Source organism: Planktothrix tepida PCC 9214 (assembly GCF_900009145.1).
Taxonomy (GTDB): Bacteria; Cyanobacteriota; Cyanobacteriia; order Cyanobacteriales; family Microcoleaceae; genus Planktothrix; species Planktothrix tepida.
Window position 1 is genome coordinate 283,266 of record NZ_LN889782.1, and the last position, 20,291, is coordinate 303,556.

Sequence of the window (20,291 nt, forward strand, 5' to 3'; positions counted from 1 at the left end):
ACTAGACATCAATAGAGGGGTCTGGACATGATGAATCATTCTGATCAGGGCTCAACAGAACAACGTATTCTTGTCGGGCTTTCTAAGATTAGTCTAGCCCTCAAAAGTCAATCCTGGCAGGATGCTGGACAACATGGAGTTTCACCCACCCAAGCCCAAATTTTATCGTTGTTACAAGCCAAAGGCGATGAGGGAATGCGTTTGGCTGCTGTAGCAGAGGGTTTAGCCGTTACCCCAGCGACTGCTAGTGATGCGGTGCGGGTATTGGATGAGAAAGGTTTGGTGCAAAAAATGCGATCGCCCCAGGATGGACGAGCCATCACGATTACCCTCACTCCAAAAGGCCAAAAGCTGGCTGCACAAACGTCTTGCTGGTCTGATTTATTGTTGGATGCGGTAGGAGAACTATCGGAACTCGAGCAGACCGTTTTCTTACGCGGATTAATTAAAATGATTCGTAAGTTGCAAGAAGCAGGTCAAATTCCGATCTCCAAAATGTGTGTAACTTGTCGATTTTTCCAACCGAATCGTTATCCGGGAAGTGATCAACCCCACCATTGTGATTTGGTCGATGCACCCTTTGGCGATCGCAACCTGCACCTGGAATGTTCTGAGCAGATTGAGGCTGCTGTAGATCGGACAACATTAGATAAATCAGTTAAAAAGAAATGATTGATTTTGTAATTTCTTTGATTTTTCTTTAATTTATGGATATTTTAATTGTTGAGGATGAACCCGAAATTGCCCGATTAATTCAGCACACCTTAGAAGCTGAAGGATTTTCTTGTCAAATTGCGAATAATGGATTAGCCGCTTTACAAAAATTTCAAGAATTGCAACCGGATTTAATTATCTTAGATTTAATGATTCCGGGGTTAGATGGATTAGAAGTTTGTGCTAGAATTCGCCAAAAACCCGGACAAAAAGATCCGTATATTTTAATGTTAACGGCTAAAGGAGAAGAACTGGATCGAATTATTGGTTTATCGACCGGGGCGGATGATTATTTTGTAAAACCCTTTAGTCCGAGGGAATTAGTGGCTAGAGTCAGAGCTTTATTAAGACGAAGTTTGCGCCAAGGGGGTCAACAAAATCAAATGTATCAAACCCCCCATTTTTTAGTCGATTTAGATCAAAGAAGCGCCAGCCGTCAATTAGAATCAGGGGATACGGAAAATTTAGATTTAACCACGTTAGAGTTTAATTTATTATCTACATTCCTAAGTTATCCGGGTCGGGTTTGGAGTCGTACCCAACTGATTGATAAACTTTGGGGGGATGATTTTTTTGGCGATGAACGGGTTGTCGATACCCATGTCGCCAGACTGCGTAAAAAAATTGAACCTGACCCCTCCCACCCCAGTTTTATTAAAACTGTCACGGGGGTAGGATATAAATTTGAAGATGCCAATTAAGCGCAAATTCAGCTAAAATAACTCAACCTTCTCTCGGAAGATGGAGTGATTTTAGGCAAAGTTAAGTTATAATGTTATTAGGATTAAACGTGTTAACAATGAGTCAAGCAAAACCCCTCACCGACCTAGAATTAATTGATTGTGCAAAAGCTAATGCTAAACAAGGCGTTGCTAATGCGGCTAAACTCTCTGGTTATGGCGATGATGTGGATCAGTTTATGGATGCACTTCAAAGTGCCTGTCAACGAATTGGAGTTAATATTGATTCTTTATCCGATTTAATTACAGAACAACAACAAATGAGACAAATACCAGGATTAGAAATTGCTCCTGACTCAGAATCAAGTTTATAACAGCAATACTTCGGTTAGTTTTTGAAGATGGACATGAGAAAACAAATTCATATTATTTATTAAGATTCCGTATAAAATCTTAATAAAGTTATTCATGGCAACAGAGTCAAGACTTACGCACAAGACCTAAGAAACCAGGTTTCTAACCTGATGCTTTAAGCTGTTGAATAATATCCTGAAAATTTCTTCCATAAACCGCTTGGTTATATTCCAATAATTGTGTTTCTGACCATTCCAATCGTTCTAAGGTTGCTTGTTGAATTTTAGCCATAAAAGGACGGCGAAATTCTTCGTAGGTTTGAAAACATTGTGTGATTTTATCAGAATGATTCCAATGATTATTTTTAGCTAATTGCTCAAGTAAAGTAACAATTACTAAAGCATCTTCAAATCCCTGATTAACGCCTTGAGCCGCAAAAGGCGGCATTCCATGAATCGCATCCCCAACTAATACGACTCGTCCTTGACTCCAAAAAGGTTGTATTTCTACATCAGAATCAGGAACATAAAGATGAGCAGATGAGGGAAATTTGGGTTGATTAGAAATTGTAACTCGATGAATATAATAGGGACGTTTGTATAGGGTTTTCAGGGAAGATAAACTCACTAACTTTTGAAGACTATCGGGGAAATTGGCTTTTTTTAAATCGGTTATGGCTAAATTAATTAATGAATTTCCTGAACTTTTTTCCAGAGTATCTAAAGGTAAAGCAGCATGGAGAAGATAGCCGATTTCACCCGTTGGTCTATTGAGCAAAATCATTCTAGGTTTGTCTAAACTCTGACAATTTGGAGTAATTTTATCCTGAATTACGGTAACAATTCGACAATCAGAAAAAAAGGTTTCTTCTAGTTCTGTTCTTAAGGATGGGGGAATGTCAGTGATGTGTGTACATCCAATCGCCGAAAACCCAGAATATTCAGGTTTAGCGACAGGTTGGTAGGGTGTATTCTCATATAAAACTTGACGAATCCTAGAGTTAATTCCATCCGCAGCTATCACAATTTTTGCTCGAAATGATTGGAGTTGACAGGATGGGTTTAACGGTTCTAAATCTTCAGAACTAAGATGATTTTGAGGCTGTTCTTTTTCCCAATGAGCATAGGGATTGGCTTCGATTTTTCGATCACAAATACTATTTATTCTAACACAGCCTAATTCTGGCTCATCTACTACATTAACACAACGATGATTGACTTTAACTAGATTTTCAGGAAGCAAGTTTCTTAAACAGGTTTGTAACTCATACCAAGCCATAGAAACTCGACCTTCTCCATAGAGATTAAACCAATGTTCAAAACTTAAGGGAATTGCTGAAATCCGTTCTCCGTTGGTATTTTTTTGTACCCATTCTGGCGAAATTTTAGGCTGATTATTGGGACTAAAATTCGCAGGCGAAAACCTTATTCCGGCTGCTGCTATGGCTTCATAAGCTTGAGCTTGAATACAATTTAAGGCTTTTAAACCATTAGGAAGAATATCTAAAACTTGACCCACCGGACGAAAATTATGAGTTTGATCAATGACTAAAATATTGTGAATTCCTCGTTGACGCAAACCCAGTGCTGTTGCTAATCCAACTGGCCCAGCGCCGACAATTAAAACATCATAAATTTTAGTAAAATTTACCATTTTTTCCCTCTAATTAATGTAATTCAACAAGAATAATTTTAAACCTTAGAAGCGCGTAATTGTCCACAAGCTGCATCCGCCTCTAATCCTCTGGAATAACGCACACTCACCGCTATATTACGCTGTTTAAGGATATCCATAAACTCATGAATGCGTTGGGTATCCGGTCGTTTATAGTCAACTTCTTGAATCGGGTTATAGGGAATTAAATTAACATGACTTTGAAACCCTCTTAATTGACTCGCTAATTCAATAGCGTGTTCGGGTAAATCATTTAATCCCGCTAACAAAATATATTCAAAACTGATTCTTCTTCCGGTTAATTTTACATAGTCTCGACATTCAACAAATAATTGAGATAGAGGATAGGTTTTGGCGCTGGGGATTAATTGTTCTCGAATATTTTGATAGGAAGCGTGTAAACTAACGGCTAATGTGACTTGTAAATCATATTCTGCTAATTCTCGAATTTTTCCTCGTAAACCCACCGTAGAAACCGTCATCATTCGTTGTCCAATTCCCACATCTTGATTGAGGGATTTAATCGCCGCAACGACATTATTAATATTTAATAACGGTTCTCCCATTCCCATAAACACAATATGACTGACTCGCCGTTGAAAATCTTCCTGGACGGTTAACACTTGATCAATAATTTCATAAGCTTCTAAATTGCGAGTAAAACCGCCTTTTCCCGTCGCACAAAAATCGCACGCCATCGGACAACCGACTTGGGAAGACACACAAACTGTTAAGCGTTTTTCGGTGGGAATTCCTACAGTTTCAATAATTTGACCATCGGCTAATTTTAATAAATATTTAATGGTTTTATCGGGAGCGATCGCTTTATAATGAATATTAGATCGACCAATCTCAACATTACCAACGGTCTCGCGCCATTGTTTCGGAAATACGGTAATTTCCCCTAAAGATTTCGCCCCTTTCTGATAAATCCAATCATATAATTGCTTACCCCGATAGGCGGGTTGTCCCTGTTGTTGTACCCAGTCGGTGAGTTGTTCTAAAGATGACCCTAATAGGGGAGTTAATGTCGAGTTTACAGTAATCATAACCGTTAATAATAAAAGGTAGGGGAGAAAATTAATCAACCCAAAAAGAAAGGGTTGGTTAAGCGATTAACCTCTATTCTATATTATATCTAATTTGTTAATAATTTTTCTGTTAATTTAGACTTTACAGTTACCACAAGAGATTGTAGTATAGATAGGGATTTTATAATGATGACAGATTTTGAGAATGAGCGATCAACACACTCTTAAAGAAAACTCCGATCCCCTAGCTCAATTAGATTATATTCCGTTATTGGATTTAATTCTCCAAGAACTCAAGAATAATTTTCCCATTTTTCAACTTTCTCCCGATCAAAATCGTCTTCTAATTGATGCGTATCGTCTAGCATATAAATTAGCGACTCAAAACCAAAACCTCAATCCTTTAACTCAAACCCCAGGAATTCGGGCGGCTACAGTTAATTTTAAATCAGATAGTCATTTTTATGCTAAAATCAAAGAAATTCACACTTTATTAAAACAACGGTTAAACCAAGTCTGTAAAAATCAAGCTCCTCAAGAAATTATCCGAAATATTTGTCAAAATATTACTGAATTTGATAGCGATAAAGCTTCCCTTCCTTTTCAATATCCTTTGAAAAGAAACTACTCTTTTAATTCCCAACGGTTAATCATAGAAAATAGTTTTACAGCGAATCGTAGTCCCGGTGGTGATTCAATTATTAAAGCGCATCATTTGAATGTGCGGTTTACAGGTTTAGGAAATTTTGAGCAACATTTATCAGAAAATATTAAACGTTATATTGAAACGATTACTGAGGATAACTCCAGGGACAGACAGGAACTCAATGCGTTACTAAATGAATTATCAACTCGACCCAACTCCAGTTTATTTAAACTCAAAAGTATTATTGATACCGAAGCATTACCTCGTCTGCTGCGAGATCTAAAAATCGATTATTTAGAATACTTAAAGCAAGGATGGAAAAGCACTCATTCAGGTTCAGAGTCTCCTGAATTAAATTTTTTACAAGCTTTGATTAACCGTTTAAAAATTGTCATTGAATATATTAATAATCCTGATTTAGATAATGCTCATTATGAAGTCACTTATTTGGGAGAAACTGTTAATTTAAGAACAGCTTTTTCCCAAGCGGATGCTTTTGATATTTTACCGATTATTCCTAATTACGAAGGAGTCATCGGTGAAAGTTATAATCGCAACAATGATAATTTTAAAGAATTTAATTTAGGCGTGCGTTTAAAACTGAATGGTGCGGTTAATGCTTATCAGGAACAATCTTCCTTAGATTATCATATCACAGAAATTGATCCCACCAGTCCTCGACATCAAGAAACCTTACAAAATACGGGAAAAGCAAAAAGTTTTAAAAGCAGAGTCTTAAGAACTGCTTGTCTTTATTATCTGATTTTTGCTGTTGATGAAACCGGAGAAATACCCGATGAGGATTATAACCCGATTTCTGCATTTGAACAGAACGTTTTAAGAATTTTTCAATCTCATACTTCAACAAAGGAAGATATCAACGATCTTTTGTTAACAATTAAAACTAAAATCGCTAATTCGTCTTGGAACGTCAGCCAAAAATTGAATCGATTAAAAATATTTTTACAGAGTTTACTGAAACAAAAAAGCGTTCTTACCTATTCCCCTAAAACTGTTAAGTTGCGTCTACATCGAGACTTATTACAATCTAAAGCCACGGATATTATTAATGATCAAAACTTTTTTGTAATTAATTTAGAAAATACTGATCCTATTCGTTCAAAAGCATCTGCTAGAGAAGCATTAGCCTATTTAGAAGTTCAAGAGAATCAACTTAGTGAAAACTCCTTAGCTTCCCTAGAAGTAACGTTCAATTTTAATGATATTCGTTATTTTACCTTGGCGGAAAAACAACAATTCGCCCTTAGATATAATATAGATGAAATTCAAGCGTTACCTGTGGTATTTTATCCTATTCGACCTTTTAAAGCTCAAGAAAATCCCCAAGCTGGAGAAAAGTTTAAAGCTCATCATATCTATGAAAACCATTTCAAAAATCAAAAAATTATTGCTGTTTATTACAACATTAAAGAACTGAAAGAAACTATCTTTAACAATATTCAATCTCCCGCAGCCAGAATCTACCGTCAAGTATTTAGTTTATTAACTTACTTGTGTATTAATATTTGTCAAAATACCCTCAAAGATGAAAATTTATTTATTCCCATTTTCCGATTTCACCTAAAATCCCTAGAAGATAATAGCGAAGATGAAAAATACTTAAATAGTCTAACTCGATCTTTAACTCATATTTTACGACGAGATTGTTTAGCTAATGATCAAGGATTAAATGTTGCTGATACTGAAGGTTTTGACTTTCGAGTCAAAAATGCCTTATCTTCCCTTTATTCTCTGCTTCCCAAACGGTTTAAATTTAAAAGTGATTTCAAACCTCAATTGGATAAATTAGCAATTATTATTGTTTCCAGTTGGTTGAGTGATTCAATTTGGAATGAACCCGATCAAACCCATCGGATTTCTAATATTTATGGTGAGATTGTTTTAATTGAAAAAGATCCGAATACCGACGATGTGATTCAAATTAATAACTTTAGAACCTTTTCTGATAATCAAAAGCATGAAGAATTGTATCAAAAACCCAGCGTGATTCGGGATGCGATCACAACATTGTATGAACAACAAGGATATCGACACTTTTTATATATTGCGAAAGCACCCTATAGTAGACGTTTAGGCTTAATTCAATCAGAAACTGATCCCGATTCTTTATTTTTTATGTCGGAAACCGTGATTCAATATCTCAAAAAAGATAAACCAGAAATTAAACTGTATCCTGTGTTTATGGATACCTACCCCGCCTTAAATTTGAAAGACAAAAATGTAGACTCTTTCTATATTCCTGATGTTGAAGAATTGAAGAAATTGTCAAATGATCCTAGTCAAAGAACAAAAGTATTTTTAAATTTATTTACAGGAGTAACAATTGATCCCAAAAAATCGTTTTTTAATAGTGTTGTTTGTTATAGCACTTTGTTAAATATTTATGATGATGCTCATACAAAAGATATTATCTCAGGGTTATTAGACTCAGAATCTCCTCTACAACAAACAATTTTAAACTATATTCTGTTGTTTCATTTTTCCCGCTATGAAAAAAGTTATGAACTCCAAAAGAATAATATTATTTTAAAACTAAACCCTTATGATCAACTCATTGGAGATCAAGGAATTGGAACAATTTCGACGTTTGCTTACTCAGAGAAAAATATTAAATTTAATGCTTTAGCATTTTTAACCCATGTCAGGAGTGCAATTTATGAGTCCTAAATTAGGAATAGAATTAGGTCGAGTCTTTGAAATTGGGTTTAATCTGGGAATTTTAACTTATTTTAAGCAAACTCAATTCAAACAATCCTACAGGGATATTTATCGAACTCCCCTCAGCCAATTATATTTATATCAAATCAGTCAAAAACTTGCAAATGAAAATTGTATTTTGGATCAAGCGGATCGAAATACAATTGCGATTTGGGTGAAACTGTTTTTACAAAAAGGTTGGACATCAGGAGTCAGTTTTATTCGAGAATATCGAGAAGCAACGGGATGGAGATATTCGCAAGAAATCGAGATTCTCTATTTTCAATGTGATTTTTATAATAATAACTGCTTTAATCTGATTGAAAAAAGTGAAGCCGATGCTTATCGAGAAATTTTAGAAACTCAAGGGTTTAAAAATGTTGATATTTCTCGATATAAACAGACCGGGGAATTTTTAAAAGCCGATACCTTATTATTAACACGTTGTTTTGATGAATATCGAATTTTAGTGGTAGATTTGTCCACGTTTACGACTTCCGCTATTTATTCCATTCAAAATATTAAAAATATTGAGACCCTCAAAGATCTCTTAAAACAAGAGTTAAACTATATTCGATCTAAATCTCGGTTTTGTGGATTAGAAATTGATACGGGATCGCCCAAAAATTACAAGGTTTATTCTCAAAAACTAGAACGCTATTTTTCTGCTTTTGCGACGAAGGATAAAGAAGCTGTGAAAGTCATTCAAGCTTGTAGTTATGCTTGGAGTTTTTATCAGTTTCTCTTAGACGAACAGTATTTAAAATCGGATGATCCGGTCAAATTTAACTGTTTTGGATATAGCGATCGCCTGATTAATGGAATTTCTTTAAATACGGATGAAAAACCAGGTAAAGAATCCTTAAATATTTTAAAAATCTGTCATAAAATTTATCAAAATAAAGGAAATTCAGAAATCAAAGAAAACCGCAAAAAGGTGTTAAAGGTGATTCAGAGTAACGCCGCCAGAAGCTTTAAAAATGGAGGTGAATTTGTTGATAAAATCCTTCAAGCAAAACCTAATGTGATTACAGCCATTCATCATCAAGAAGTGTTAAATGTGGCGGAATCAGATTTTTTTAATACCGCCGATCAGATTTCTAATTTGTTACAACGATCGCTTAATTTAACTCAATCTAACTTATCGTTAAGAGATGCTCATGCGGCGTTAATTCAGCGATCGCTTTCTGACCCGACAATCTCTTATCTATTCCTCACAGGAAATCCCGGAATTGGTAAAACTACTGCTGTTGCTAATTATATTTTAAACCATTTAGAAGACGGAACTCTATTATTTTATGTCAGTCCTCGGATTCAAGTAAATCGGGATATTGTGGAAAAATTTTGCGATCCTATCACCCATCAATTAAAGGATAACATTATTTGTTTAAATACCAATGCGATGATTTTAAAGGAACAAAAAGGCGGTTGTGCGGTTGAATATGATTATAATCAATTATCGGAAGATTTCAAACGCGGAAAAGTTGAATTTTTAAATGCTCATTTAGAACGAGACTATCGTTTAAATTATTCTCAGAGAATTGATCAAATTTCTGAACAGCTATTAGAAATAACACCGCGAAATCAAGCAGGCGTTTTAGCGAGTTTATCTGAAGCCATTCATACTTGTTTAATTCATCCCGATCAATTTCCAAATAATATCATTGCGACCGCATCAATTCAAGCGTTAAAAGAAACCCGGTCAGGAAATACCTTAAAACATTTAAAACGAATTTTTAGCAGTGTTTATAATTCTTCTACCCGTCGTGTCATTCCTGAAAAAGTTAAACTGCTATCACAACGGTTAAAAAATATTTTTATTATGATTGATGAAATTACCGGATCATCGGAAGGGGTGGCTTTTTTACATGGAATTATAAATTTTATTAAGGAATATGACTTATTAAATCCTGACTATGGGTTTAATATCAAAGTGATTACTGCGGATGCTTCTTTAACCTTAAAGGATGTGGTTGAAAGTCATTTATCCGATCAAAATGTCCAAGGAGATAAAATTTTTGTCCGACAGGTTTCCCCTACCAAAGAACAGTGTTTATGGATCGATAACTTTAATTTTTTAAATCAATATTCAGCAACTTTAATTAATGCAAATTCCTATCCCGCTTCTCAACTAACAATAGATTATCAGGTTTTGATTCACTCAGTCAGTGACCTAGAAAATAACGAAGATGATTCAACGTTAATTAACCCAATGATCGATATCATTAAAAGTGATATTTTGCAACGATTAAATCAAAATAAAGGTCAAATTATTGTTTATATTCAAAATAAGGAAAAACTTAAAAAACTCATTGATATAATTATAAAAGAAATTGCTCAATTTGAAGTCGAAAAAGATTACTTAGAAATCCATGCGAGTCTTTCTGAGGAGGAAATCGCCAAGATTCAACAATTCAAGGATAGCGTTAAGGTTATTTTTATGACTGCTTCCGCATCTCGCGGTTTATCCTTCCCGAATACACGATTTATTTTAGTGGAAATTCCAGGGTTTCAAATTGAACAAAATTTAATGGAAATTATTCAAGTGATCTATAGAGGTCGTGGGGGAAGTTTAGATCAAGGGGAAAAATTCATTAAGTTTTATCTATCGGATAAAGCCATCTATTTTACCCCTAAAGTTGATCAAGATGATCACCCTTTATCTCCAGCAGAATCTCAGGAATTAGCTAAAATTTCTTTACAAGAATCCTGTTTAAGTGCGTTGAATATTCTGATTATTTTAAAAGCATCAATTATGACTAGAATTGTGGGATCGGGTCAAATTGGATTTCAACATTATGTGATGATTCCCATTGGAGGAAAGTGGGTTAAACAAGGAGGGGATAGTTTTTTGGGTTCAATGGTAACTTTATATCAGGAAGTTGTAAAAGAATCTAAAAAGCATCGTCAAGATCAACGCTTAAAGGAGATTTCCCAAGGGTTATTAAATTTATTATCCGCCCAAAAAATAGAAATTTATCGTTCTCCTGTCACCTCTAAAACTCAACAGGAAGTATCTTATTTATCTTTGGGATCGGAAATTTTATCTAAATTGGAAAAAAGTTTAGATCAATTTTTGGATCTTCCCCCCTTAGAAAAAACTTATGTGCGAGGAAGTTTATTGATTATTCCGTTATCGGAAAAAACGGTTAGGGAAATTAATTATATTGATTTATCTCGGATTTTTGCTTTAGGAAATAGCAATTTTATTCAACAATTGTGGGGTTTAATAAAGGGAAATTCCCCGAAACAAATCAAGACACTTGTTCCTTTTGCTTTGGAATTAGCTTATAATTTAATAGAGGTTAAAGGGCGATCACAACAAGTTATGCAAACTTCTAAAAGTTGCGATCGCTATTATGCGTTTCCCATTCAAACTTTTTTAACCTTTCCTGAATTAGAGGAATATTTTTTAAGTCATCACAAGTTGTTACCTCCCACCTTTCAGGAAATTCTAAGACACTGGGTTTATTCTCTCGCTTCTGCGGATAATATCTTACCCATTGATGCTAATTATCAAAATATTCCTTATGTTGTGTTTAATACAAACTCAATGGATAAACTCGGTAAAAATTTGTTTAACGAAAATCAACTGTTTCACTCTAAGGAAATGAATATTTTAAACTTAATTCTGTCTCAAAGTGATTAACAATCTTCAAAAGTTATGATATAATGATTAAAAACTAAACTTTCTCTAAAGGATGCTAACAATTAATTCTCTACAAACTCTTTAAATCTGAGATTGGAAGATTGTCATGATCCAAGAAATTACTATCAAAAATTTTAAATCCATTGAACAGTTAAAACTTCAACTGGGAAGGGTAACGCTTTTGATTGGTGAAAATGGTTGTGGAAAAACGAATATTTTGGAAGCGATCGCGTTAAGTTCAGCAGCAGCAAGTGATAAACTCGATCATGAGTTTTTAGCATCCAGAGGAATTAGAATAACGGAACCTCAATTCATGCGATCCGCTTTTAATTCTGATGATCTTAACCCAGAAATTGAAACATCTTTCCAGTTTCAAAACGATAAGATTATTACCTATAATTTACAACATGATGGGAAACCCTACTCTAGTTGGGTTAGTAAGATTTCGGAAATTTCAGAGGAAATCCCTAAACTTGAGATGATCAGCACGTTATTTTATCAATTTCTTGAAAAGGACGGTATTTCTCCACCAAGTCTATCAAAATCAGATTATGTTAAACAACAGGTAAAAGAGCATATCATGAAAAATCCTGATAATTTAACTTTAAAAAAATTTTTGATTTTTTCTCCAGAGAACTCGAGTTTACAAATTTTTAAAGAAGAAGGTCAAATTCAACCTTTGGGAATTCATGGAGAAGGACTATTTAAACTACTAACAGTTTTAAGTTCGGATAAAAATCAAGATAAAATTAAAGAAATAAAACAAAAAATGCAGCTTATAGATTGGTTTAAAGATTTCGAGATCCCTGATGAATTATTGCTGAATCAAAAAAATATTAAAATAACTGATCGATACTTTTTAGGAAAACAAAAATACTTTGATCAAAATAGTTCTAATGAAGGATTTTTATTTTTACTCTTCTATTTTTCTCTATTTATCAGTGATAATACCCCTAAATTTTTTGCAGTTGATAATATAGATGTTTCCCTAAACCCCAGATTGGGACGTAGATTGGTTCAAGAATTAGTACAGTTAGCAAAAAAATCTGATCGACAAGTTATTTTTACCACTCATAATCCTGGTATTTTAGATGGATTAAATTTGGATGATGATGAACAAAGACTTTTTGTAATTTACCGTAATCGATTAGGTTATACTAAAGCAACAAGGATTTCACCTCCAAAACCTCTGGAGGGACAGGAACCTGTGAGATTATCAGAAGCATTTTTACGCGGTTATATTGGGGGACTACCTAAAAATTTTTAGTTATGACTACTTTTGGATTAGTTACTGAAGGAATTACAGATCAGATTGTGATTGAAAATATTTTAAGTGGGTATTTTGACACAAATGATTTAATTGTTAATCCTCTCCAACCTGAAAGAGATAAGGATAATGATAATAAATCAGATCATGGAGGTTGGACACTGGTTATTAAATATTGTCAGTCCGAAGATTTAAAAAAAGCTTTTCAATATTTGGACTATGTGATTATTCAAATTGATACTGATGTTTTAGACGGATATGAGGGTATTTCTTATCGTGATAAAAATGGAGAATTGAGTCCAGAACAATTAATAGAAAAAGTCAAAGAAAAATTCAAGAGTTTAATAGGGGAAGATTTTTATAGGGAATATTATGATAGAATTATTTTTGCTATAGCTGTTCATTCTACTGAATGTTGGTTACTTCCTCTTTACTATAGGGATAATCGGAAGCAGAAAATAACAGGTTGTTTAGATACGTTAAATAGAGCTATTAATAAGACAGAAAAATTTACAATTGATAAGAATGATAAAAATCTTGAATATTATAAAACCATTTCTAAAAAATACAGAGAACATAAAATTTTGGTTAATAATTATCCCAATAATCCAAGTTTAAAGATTTTTATCCAAGACATTGAAACTAGAAATATCGTGATAGAATTTGATGAATGATTACTGGGATTCTGATTATATCAAATAATTTTGATAAAATGGAGAATTTACTCACTTTCTTTCCTTTATCCATTCTAATTTTAGTCTTTTTCTTGACCGGAATTATTAGTGTAGTCACAGGTTGTACGTCTTTAATTACTGTCCCTGTAATGCTACAAATGGGAATAGAACCCGACATTGCGATCGCTACTAATATGTTAGCATTAACCTTTCTAAGTTTAGGGGGAACTATCCCCTTTATCAAAGAGAAAAAACTGAATACTCAGCGTTTACCGAGTTTGATTCTTTTAACGATATTAGGTTCAATTTTAGGAGCTTTTCTAGTTTTTACGATTTCTAAAAATACCCTATCGTTGATCATTTCTTTGTTGATGGTGGCGATCGCAATTTTTGTATTTTTAAATCCCGAAACCGGAATTAAACCTCATCCAGAACCTGCTTCAAAGTTATCAGAAAACTTAGGATATTTAGGGACATTTTTATTAGGAATTTATGGAGGCTTTTTTAGTGGGGGTTATGTCACCCTACTAACGGCGAGTTATGTCATGCTATTTCATCAAACCTTTATTGAAGCAGTGGCGACGACAAAAGTAATTAATATCTTTTCATCCTTAGTGGCTACTTTAATTTTTACCGCCCACGGAATTGTTAATTATCCCTTGGGAATTGTCCTCAGTTTAACAATGTTTATGGGAGGAATATTAGGGGCAAAAATTGCCCTTAATATGAGTAATCTTTGGATTAAACGACTGTTTATGGTAACCGTTTTAGGGTTGGCCCTTAAAACCTTTTTTTCGGCTCTTTCCTAAACACCGTTAACGGTTAGTTTTTATGGGTTAAAAATTCCCGTAACCGCATTAAATTCATCGTTTGACCTAAATTTAAGGGTAATAGAGAAATTCCTTCTAAACGAGATTGTACCCAACCTTCCCCCCAATACCATTCATGAAACCCATCAATTCCTCGACTCAATAATAGCCTTAAACAATTGGGTTGGGCGACATCAACATAATGTTGAATCGTAACCGGGCCGAGGGAACTGGTAAAGGTTAATCCCGGTTGAAATTGTTCAGGAAGTCCAGAATTAAATTGTTGAGGCCATAACCATTTTTGCAACTGACTCGGACGCATTAAACTGTCTCGAATATCAGTTTCTTTGGCATTGACTTCAATACGGAGACTACTGTGTTGAAACGTACCGAGCATAACAATTTCACCAGTTTAAATAACGGTATGATTCATTTTACCAAAATCATCCTCCACTGACATCCGACATCCAATCCCCACCCTGACCCCAGAAAAAATTAAAATGGGAGCAGGTACAAATTGTTAAAAACTGTAAACATGGCAGATCAACTAATTCGGGCAACAGCCGCAGATGGGGGAATTCGGGCAGTCGGCATCATTACCACCCGTTTGACGGAAGAAGCAAGACAACGGCATAACCTGTCTTATGTCGCAACAGCAGCGTTAGGGCGAACCATGGCTGCTGGATTACTGTTAGCATCGAATATGAAACGGGCAGAATCCAGAGTCAACATCCGCATCAAAGGCGATGGCCCCTTGGGGGGAATCTTGGTAGATGCGGGGTTAAATGGAACAGTACGGGGGTATGTGGATAATCCAGAGGTGGAGCTTCCTCCTAATTCCATTGGAAAATTAGATGTCGGTGGCGCGGTGGGTCATCAGGGCTATGTGCGAGTGGTGCGAGATGTGGGTTACGGCTATCCTTACACTAGCACCGTTGAATTAATTTCGGGTGAAATTGGCGATGATATTACCCATTATTTAGCAACCTCTGAACAAACTCCGTCGGCTTTAGTCTTAGGGGTATTTGTTGATAAAGAAGGAGTGCAAGCTGCGGGAGGATTATTATTACAAATCTTACCGAAAGCGGCTATCGATGAAGAATTGGTGGCTAAATTAGAATCCCGTGTACAAAGCTTATCGGGGTTTACTCCTTTGTTAAGAGCCCATAAAACCTTACCCGATATTTTCCAAGAACTATTAGGAGATATGGGATTAGTTATTTTACCGGAATCTCAACTGGTTCGATTTGATTGTAATTGTTCCTTTGAACGGGCATTAGGAGCCTTAAAAATGTTTGGAACTGAAGAACTCCAAGATATGATTGAAAAAGACAATGGTGCAGAAGCAAAATGTGAATTTTGTGGGGAAATGTACCAAGCAACATCTGACCATCTCGCCCAACTGATTGAAGATTTACAAATGAAACCTGAGCCTCAAGAAGTGCGAAAAAATTCAATTTTATTTTAAGTTATCAGTTATCAGTTATCAGTTATCAGTTACCAGTTTCAGGGGTTAGATGTACTTGGAGCCTACGGTCTGAAATTAACCAGCCACGTCTTTACAAAAGCTAACCCTCTCCCCTGTCTCCCCCTCTCCCCNCCTTGTCCCCTCATCCCCTCATCCCCCTGCCCATCTCCCCTTGCTGTTTAAGCATCGACAATGGTATAACACCGAAGAACCCCCTTGTGTCCCCCCTGCCATTGAATGGGGTTAGAACCTTAGTCTGCTTCAAGCTGTTTGGGTTAATTGTGATGAGTGAAAATCAAGAACAACAAAGTCAAAGTCAATCCCCTAAAACGACTGATACCGGGAATTCTCCCCAAATTCCCATTCGTTCGTTGGTTCGGAAAAGTCGTGCAGAATGGCTCAAGGAACTTTGCACGAACTTGGAGGTGACGAAGACCCAACCCCCAACTTCCACTGAAGTCCCGAATTCTGCTCCACTACCCAGAACAGCCAACCAGATTGTTCTTTATCAACCCCCACCAACCTCATCTTCCCAGGAACCGGAAAAACGAAAACGTTTTGTTTTCCCCAGAACCATTCCGGTTAACTTAGTTCCTCTAATCTTAGCGTTGTTGATTTTAGTTCCCGGTGGAATTGGGGTTTTAGCTGTAGGTCTATTGTTCCGTTTACCCGCTTTACCCAATTGTCCTAAAATTTTCTGGCCTGTAGCCTCCGCTTCCCTGCGGTTATATTGTGCAGAATCTGCTGCTAATAAACAAACCGTTGCCGATTTATTAGTTGCAATTGATTTAGTCAATAGTTTACCGGAAGATCATCCTCTGCGTCCCGAAATTAATCGCCAAATTGAAAAATGGTCAATGGATATTTTGGATTTGGCTGAGGAGATGTTCCAAGCGGGTCAACTCTCAGAAGCCATTGCAGCCGCAGAAAAAACCCCTGAACATACCCCGGCAGCTGCTCAAGTGTCTAAACGAATTGACCAATGGAATTCGATTTGGGACGAAGCGGAAAAAGTTTATGAGGAAACTGAGGATTTAATGCGCCAAGAAAAGTTGAATTTGGCGTTTAAAGAAGCAACATTATTATTGAATTTGGGGAATAATTATTGGGGGACAAATAAATATCAAGAACTCACAGATCGGATTGCAATTACCCGCGAAGATAGCCAAAAATTAGCGAAAGCTAGAAGTTTAATTGCACAGGGCAGTGTTGACAATTTACTGGCAGCCGCCAAGTTAATTGATCAGCTTTCCCCAGAGAGTTATTTAAAAGATGCTGGACAAAAAGAAATTACCACTATCAGCAATAAAATTATGGCGTTGGCGGAAGAAACCCTAAAAAATGGCAATTGGCAAGAAGCAATTAATATTGCCAATAAAATTCCCAGTAGTGCCAATTTACAAGAAAATGTTAAAGATTTTGTTGTTTTAGCTAAAGCTAATGTTCCCGCTTTATTAGATACCGTTGCTGGTTTAAAAGATGCGATCGCCCAAGCCCAAAAAATCGGTCGAGATCGCCCCCTTTATCAAAAAGCCCAGGAGTATATTAGCAATTGGCAAGGATCAATTGCAGATGTTGCCACCTTAGAACGGGCCAGACAATTAGCTCAACCTGGAGGCGTGAACGATCTCAGAGCGGCCATTGCCCAAGTTCAAACCATTCCCGCTTCTAACCCCCGTGGACAGGAAGCTAAAACTGAAATGGTGAGTTGGACACGTCGCATTGAGGAAATTGAAGATAAACCATTATTAGACATGGCCGAACAATTAGCCAGTTTTGGGGATACGGATTCTCTCAAACAAGCCATCGTCCAAGCTCAAAAAATCGGTCGAGGACGCGCTTTATATGATAATGCCCAAAATCATATTGCGGAATGGAGAGATCGCAGTCAACGATTAGAATATCAACCCATTTTAGACCGAGCAGAACAGTTAGCCGCCGAAGGCAATTATGCAGAGGCCATTGCCCAAGCCCAACAAATCTCCTCTGGTATTGTGTTATACAGCACTGCTAATAACAAAATTCGCCAATGGAAAACCCAACTCCGAGATCTCGAAAATCTTCAAAATTCAGAAACCCTAGCAGCACCGGGAACCCCGGATTCCTATGTAGCCGCTATTAATATGGCGAATAAAGTCTCGAATTCCAGTCGATTACGCTCACAGGTCAATCAACTCATTAATCAATGGAGCCAAAGTTTATTACAACTCGGCTTAGATCAATCCACTTATGATGTCCCTGGAGCCATAGGGATTTTAAAGAAAATTCCCCCTGGAACTAGCACTTATTCCCAAGCTCAAGCTCAAATTCAAGATTGGCAACAATGGTTAAATCCTCCGACTCCTCAACCAGAATATCAACCCCCCGTTGAAGAAGTACAGCCCCCCGTTGAAGAAGTACCCCCCCCCATTGAAGAGGTACAACCGTCCCCCGAACCGAACCTACCTCCCCAAGACGCACCCAATGAACCTCCTCCCATTGAGTTAAATAAACCGCTCACAACCCCAGCAACAGGGATTTAAGTTATAGAGCTAGGGAATAGGGAATAGGGTTTCAGTTAGCCGTCAATCTTCAAGAGTTAACATTCAATATTCTATTGAATTGAACCGACCTACTGAGAACAGGAAACCCCTTTCAGAAAGAGGAGTGAATAAGCGGATCAAAGGAAAAAAACACCTCCAAGTTAATCGTATTATCCGATCTTCCCGAAAACTTCACAATTATGATTTAGACTGTTTTACTAATATCACAGATCAGGGTCATTGAGCTTTTTCTACAAAGCGAATTAGGAGTTTAAATGTTGCAGGGTGCAATAGATCTCAGAAAAATTTTAGGCTGAAAATCAGGAACAATAATGCGGAATTCCTCGTTAAGAATATGAAGTAGAACATTAAGGAATCAAGGCAACTTTGACCTCCAAGGTACTCAGTATATCTTGTATCCTAAACTACATTATAGAAGGGGATTTTGGGGATGCGGTTCCATTTAGGATCAGTCTCAATACTGCATAAGTAAAACAGGTGTAGACATACATGAAATTGAGGAGTTACTCACTCCAACATTAAAACTGATCAAGACAGAACGTGGAATCTGAATTGAGAACGAGCTTTATTTGCGTTGATGTCAAATGTGTTTCTGGCTTCAAACTGTAAAATTGTCTCTTAATTTTTACCCAATTTATTCCTAAAGGAGGATTTTAATTCCATGAAAACTATTCAACAGGATGAGCCAGTATTCGGTTGCCGAAATGCCATGGAAGAATTAGTCCTTGAAGAAATTGAACGCCAATTTCGCAATTTACCACCAGAACTGGTTCAATCCATTAATCATATAGACGTGTTAACCTATGCACTCAATCGTCTACCACCTCTATACGCTTCTACAGAAGAGGGATATGAATGGCAACAGCAACAAGCTCGAAAATCAATGAAAGGGTTTATTTATCGGATGGTTAAATTAAGTGTCAAAGTTTCTCAGCGAAAAGCTAAAGTGTTTTCTGAACCCTTAAGAATTTATCCCCAATCAGCTTGGCAAAACTTGCAATTGTTGTCAGAAAATAGTTAAGTTAATGGAAAACTAATCGGTTCTATAAGGATTGAGAATTAGATGAGAAGGGTGCTTGATAGGGATTCCTACTGTCATGTTTTGAGTTGGATGATGGGGAAACTCTTCCAAAATTTGGTTGACTTTCAAACCTATATTGAATGCTGAAGTTTACCCCTATGAATGTCTTTTACCCTGAATCTTCTGCGTTAGCGTATCAAGCTTTAGAGGAATTAACACTTGAAGAAATAGAACAACAATTAGAGAGTTTACCGGATGAAATTGTTGTATCAATCAATAAAACAAAGGCAAGTGCTTATGTACTTAATATTTTAGCTCCCTTGCATCGTTGGGTTGGAAAAGAACACCAGGGACATCCCTATTCCACCCCTAACGTCCTGAAAGAAATGATCTCCGAAGCAGTGACACTTTCGTTGTTGCGACTTCTATGTATTCCCTCGGACAATAGATCAGAGCTTTATTTCTGAAAAAACCCAGAAAAAATGATCTTTTGCTCTCTAAATTTATCAAGAATATCATAGATATTCCATTGGATAGATTTAAGAGAAGAATTCCTGAGTTTTTCTATTTTTTGAGTAGATCTACACCAGGATTGCACGGATTTTATTTGGTCTCCAATTTATCACTATGTTATTTTTCACCTTGGCATTTCAATACTATCTAGTAGTGGCGTTTCTCGTTTTCGTTGTGTTTCTACGAATTTTTTTAAAAGATGAATCTACACCCAAGACTCATATTGAGTCTTGGGTCGTGATCGGATTTTCTGTTATTTTTTGGCCGATTGTTCTTCCCCTTGCTCATTTAGAACGTCAAGCCAAGAAAAATCGAAAAAACCTTGATCTTTGCTGGAATTCTAACTTAGATCAGCCTAATCCTACTTTCAGAAACAATAACACAATTCCTTTTCCTTACTGGCGCTTAAAAGTAGATTCACGGAATCAACGCTGCGTCCATCTATCTCATACCCTGCACGAGATTTCCTCCCATCGAATTCAACGAAAAATCCGATTTTAGGATAGTAGAGTGGGCCTAGCCCACCAAAG

General features: G+C 36.2%; 16 protein-coding genes. 13 read left to right on the top strand and 3 right to left on the bottom strand.

The genetic code is table 11. From position 1 onward, the window contains the following. The first annotated feature begins 27 nt into the window (after positions 1–27). The 3 genes from PL9214_RS04215 (at position 28) to PL9214_RS04225 (ending at position 1,768) form a co-directional block, all read left to right on the top strand. The gene (locus PL9214_RS04215; protein WP_222425204.1) at positions 28–672 is read left to right on the top strand and encodes a MarR family winged helix-turn-helix transcriptional regulator; all 645 of its coding nucleotides are present in this window, start codon (positions 28–30) and stop codon (positions 670–672) included. Between the two features lie 35 nt (positions 673–707). Continuing rightward, a complete protein-coding gene (locus PL9214_RS04220; protein WP_072717605.1) occupies positions 708–1,415 on the top strand; it encodes a response regulator transcription factor in 708 nt (235 codons plus the stop codon). A 98-nt stretch (positions 1,416–1,513) separates the two neighbouring features. Then, positions 1,514–1,768, top strand: a complete 255-nt coding sequence (locus PL9214_RS04225) for a hypothetical protein (protein WP_072718645.1) — start codon at positions 1,514–1,516, stop codon at positions 1,766–1,768. A gap of 142 nt (positions 1,769–1,910) precedes the next feature. Here PL9214_RS04225 and PL9214_RS04230 read toward each other — a convergent pair whose 3' ends face one another. Together PL9214_RS04230 and rlmN are read right to left on the bottom strand one after the other, a co-directional pair. Continuing rightward, positions 1,911–3,401, bottom strand: coding sequence for an FAD-dependent oxidoreductase (locus PL9214_RS04230; protein WP_072717606.1), 1,491 nt, complete (start codon positions 3,399–3,401; stop codon positions 1,911–1,913). Positions 3,402–3,439: 38 nt separating this feature from the next. After that, the gene (rlmN, locus tag PL9214_RS04235) at positions 3,440–4,471 is read right to left on the bottom strand and encodes a dual-specificity RNA methyltransferase RlmN (protein ID WP_072718646.1); all 1,032 of its coding nucleotides are present in this window, start codon (positions 4,469–4,471) and stop codon (positions 3,440–3,442) included. 187 nt (positions 4,472–4,658) lie between these two features. Between rlmN and PL9214_RS04240 the strand changes: the two genes are divergently transcribed. From PL9214_RS04240 to PL9214_RS04260, 5 genes are all read left to right on the top strand, one after another. Then, on the top strand, positions 4,659–7,787 hold the full coding sequence (locus PL9214_RS04240) for a hypothetical protein (protein WP_072717607.1): 3,129 nt from the start codon (positions 4,659–4,661) through the stop codon (positions 7,785–7,787). Beyond that, positions 7,777–11,466, top strand: a complete 3,690-nt coding sequence (locus tag PL9214_RS04245) for a helicase-related protein (RefSeq protein ID WP_072717608.1) — start codon at positions 7,777–7,779, stop codon at positions 11,464–11,466. The genes PL9214_RS04240 and PL9214_RS04245 overlap by 11 nt, the downstream gene beginning before the upstream one ends. Before the next feature lie 106 nt (positions 11,467–11,572). Further along, a complete protein-coding gene (locus PL9214_RS04250; RefSeq protein WP_072717609.1) occupies positions 11,573–12,733 on the top strand; it encodes an AAA family ATPase in 1,161 nt (386 codons plus the stop codon). A 2-nt stretch (positions 12,734–12,735) separates the two neighbouring features. Continuing rightward, positions 12,736–13,407 (top strand): phage tail protein, encoded by a 672-nt coding sequence (locus PL9214_RS04255; protein ID WP_072717610.1) that lies wholly within the window; start codon positions 12,736–12,738, stop codon positions 13,405–13,407. A gap of 38 nt (positions 13,408–13,445) precedes the next feature. After that, entirely contained in the window at positions 13,446–14,216 is a 771-nt protein-coding gene (locus PL9214_RS04260) for a sulfite exporter TauE/SafE family protein (RefSeq protein ID WP_072718647.1), read from the top strand. A gap of 13 nt (positions 14,217–14,229) precedes the next feature. Here PL9214_RS04260 and PL9214_RS04265 read toward each other — a convergent pair whose 3' ends face one another. Beyond that, positions 14,230–14,613 carry a hypothetical protein gene (locus PL9214_RS04265; protein ID WP_072717611.1) on the bottom strand — a complete coding sequence of 128 codons (384 nt, stop codon included), beginning with the start codon at positions 14,611–14,613 and terminating at the stop codon, positions 14,230–14,232. A gap of 138 nt (positions 14,614–14,751) precedes the next feature. Between PL9214_RS04265 and hslO the strand changes: the two genes are divergently transcribed. The 5 genes from hslO to PL9214_RS04290 all read left to right on the top strand — a co-directional run bounded on the left by hslO (position 14,752) and on the right by PL9214_RS04290 (position 20,262). Continuing rightward, positions 14,752–15,684, top strand: a complete 933-nt coding sequence (gene hslO / locus PL9214_RS04270) for an Hsp33 family molecular chaperone HslO (protein WP_072717612.1) — start codon at positions 14,752–14,754, stop codon at positions 15,682–15,684. 284 nt (positions 15,685–15,968) lie between these two features. Next, positions 15,969–18,206 carry an AAA family ATPase gene (locus PL9214_RS04275; RefSeq protein ID WP_072717613.1) on the top strand — a complete coding sequence of 746 codons (2,238 nt, stop codon included), beginning with the start codon at positions 15,969–15,971 and terminating at the stop codon, positions 18,204–18,206. A 682-nt stretch (positions 18,207–18,888) separates the two neighbouring features. Then, positions 18,889–19,248 carry a late competence development ComFB family protein gene (locus PL9214_RS04280; protein ID WP_072717614.1) on the top strand — a complete coding sequence of 120 codons (360 nt, stop codon included), beginning with the start codon at positions 18,889–18,891 and terminating at the stop codon, positions 19,246–19,248. Between the two features lie 158 nt (positions 19,249–19,406). After that, on the top strand, positions 19,407–19,715 hold the full coding sequence (locus PL9214_RS04285) for a hypothetical protein (RefSeq protein WP_072717615.1): 309 nt from the start codon (positions 19,407–19,409) through the stop codon (positions 19,713–19,715). Between the two features lie 160 nt (positions 19,716–19,875). Next, on the top strand, positions 19,876–20,262 hold the full coding sequence (locus PL9214_RS04290; RefSeq protein ID WP_072717616.1) for a hypothetical protein: 387 nt from the start codon (positions 19,876–19,878) through the stop codon (positions 20,260–20,262). The last annotated feature ends 29 nt before the right edge of the window (positions 20,263–20,291 follow it).

Coding starts and splice junctions, on each gene's coding strand:
- PL9214_RS04285 (WP_072717615.1), top strand. CDS start 19,407: ATGAATGTCTTTTACCCTGAATCTTCTGCGTTAGCGTATCAAGCTTTA.
- PL9214_RS04245 (WP_072717608.1), top strand. CDS start 7,777: ATGAGTCCTAAATTAGGAATAGAATTAGGTCGAGTCTTTGAAATTGGG.
- PL9214_RS04260 (WP_072718647.1), top strand. CDS start 13,446: ATGGAGAATTTACTCACTTTCTTTCCTTTATCCATTCTAATTTTAGTC.
- PL9214_RS04230 (WP_072717606.1), bottom strand. CDS start 3,401: ATGGTAAATTTTACTAAAATTTATGATGTTTTAATTGTCGGCGCTGGG.
- PL9214_RS04215 (WP_222425204.1), top strand. CDS start 28: ATGATGAATCATTCTGATCAGGGCTCAACAGAACAACGTATTCTTGTC.
- PL9214_RS04240 (WP_072717607.1), top strand. CDS start 4,659: ATGAGCGATCAACACACTCTTAAAGAAAACTCCGATCCCCTAGCTCAA.
- PL9214_RS04225 (WP_072718645.1), top strand. CDS start 1,514: ATGAGTCAAGCAAAACCCCTCACCGACCTAGAATTAATTGATTGTGCA.
- PL9214_RS04255 (WP_072717610.1), top strand. CDS start 12,736: ATGACTACTTTTGGATTAGTTACTGAAGGAATTACAGATCAGATTGTG.
- PL9214_RS04220 (WP_072717605.1), top strand. CDS start 708: ATGGATATTTTAATTGTTGAGGATGAACCCGAAATTGCCCGATTAATT.
- PL9214_RS04275 (WP_072717613.1), top strand. CDS start 15,969: ATGAGTGAAAATCAAGAACAACAAAGTCAAAGTCAATCCCCTAAAACG.
- PL9214_RS04250 (WP_072717609.1), top strand. CDS start 11,573: ATGATCCAAGAAATTACTATCAAAAATTTTAAATCCATTGAACAGTTA.
- hslO (WP_072717612.1), top strand. CDS start 14,752: ATGGCAGATCAACTAATTCGGGCAACAGCCGCAGATGGGGGAATTCGG.
- PL9214_RS04265 (WP_072717611.1), bottom strand. CDS start 14,613: ATGCTCGGTACGTTTCAACACAGTAGTCTCCGTATTGAAGTCAATGCC.
- PL9214_RS04290 (WP_072717616.1), top strand. CDS start 19,876: ATGTTATTTTTCACCTTGGCATTTCAATACTATCTAGTAGTGGCGTTT.
- PL9214_RS04280 (WP_072717614.1), top strand. CDS start 18,889: ATGAAAACTATTCAACAGGATGAGCCAGTATTCGGTTGCCGAAATGCC.
- rlmN (WP_072718646.1), bottom strand. CDS start 4,471: ATGATTACTGTAAACTCGACATTAACTCCCCTATTAGGGTCATCTTTA.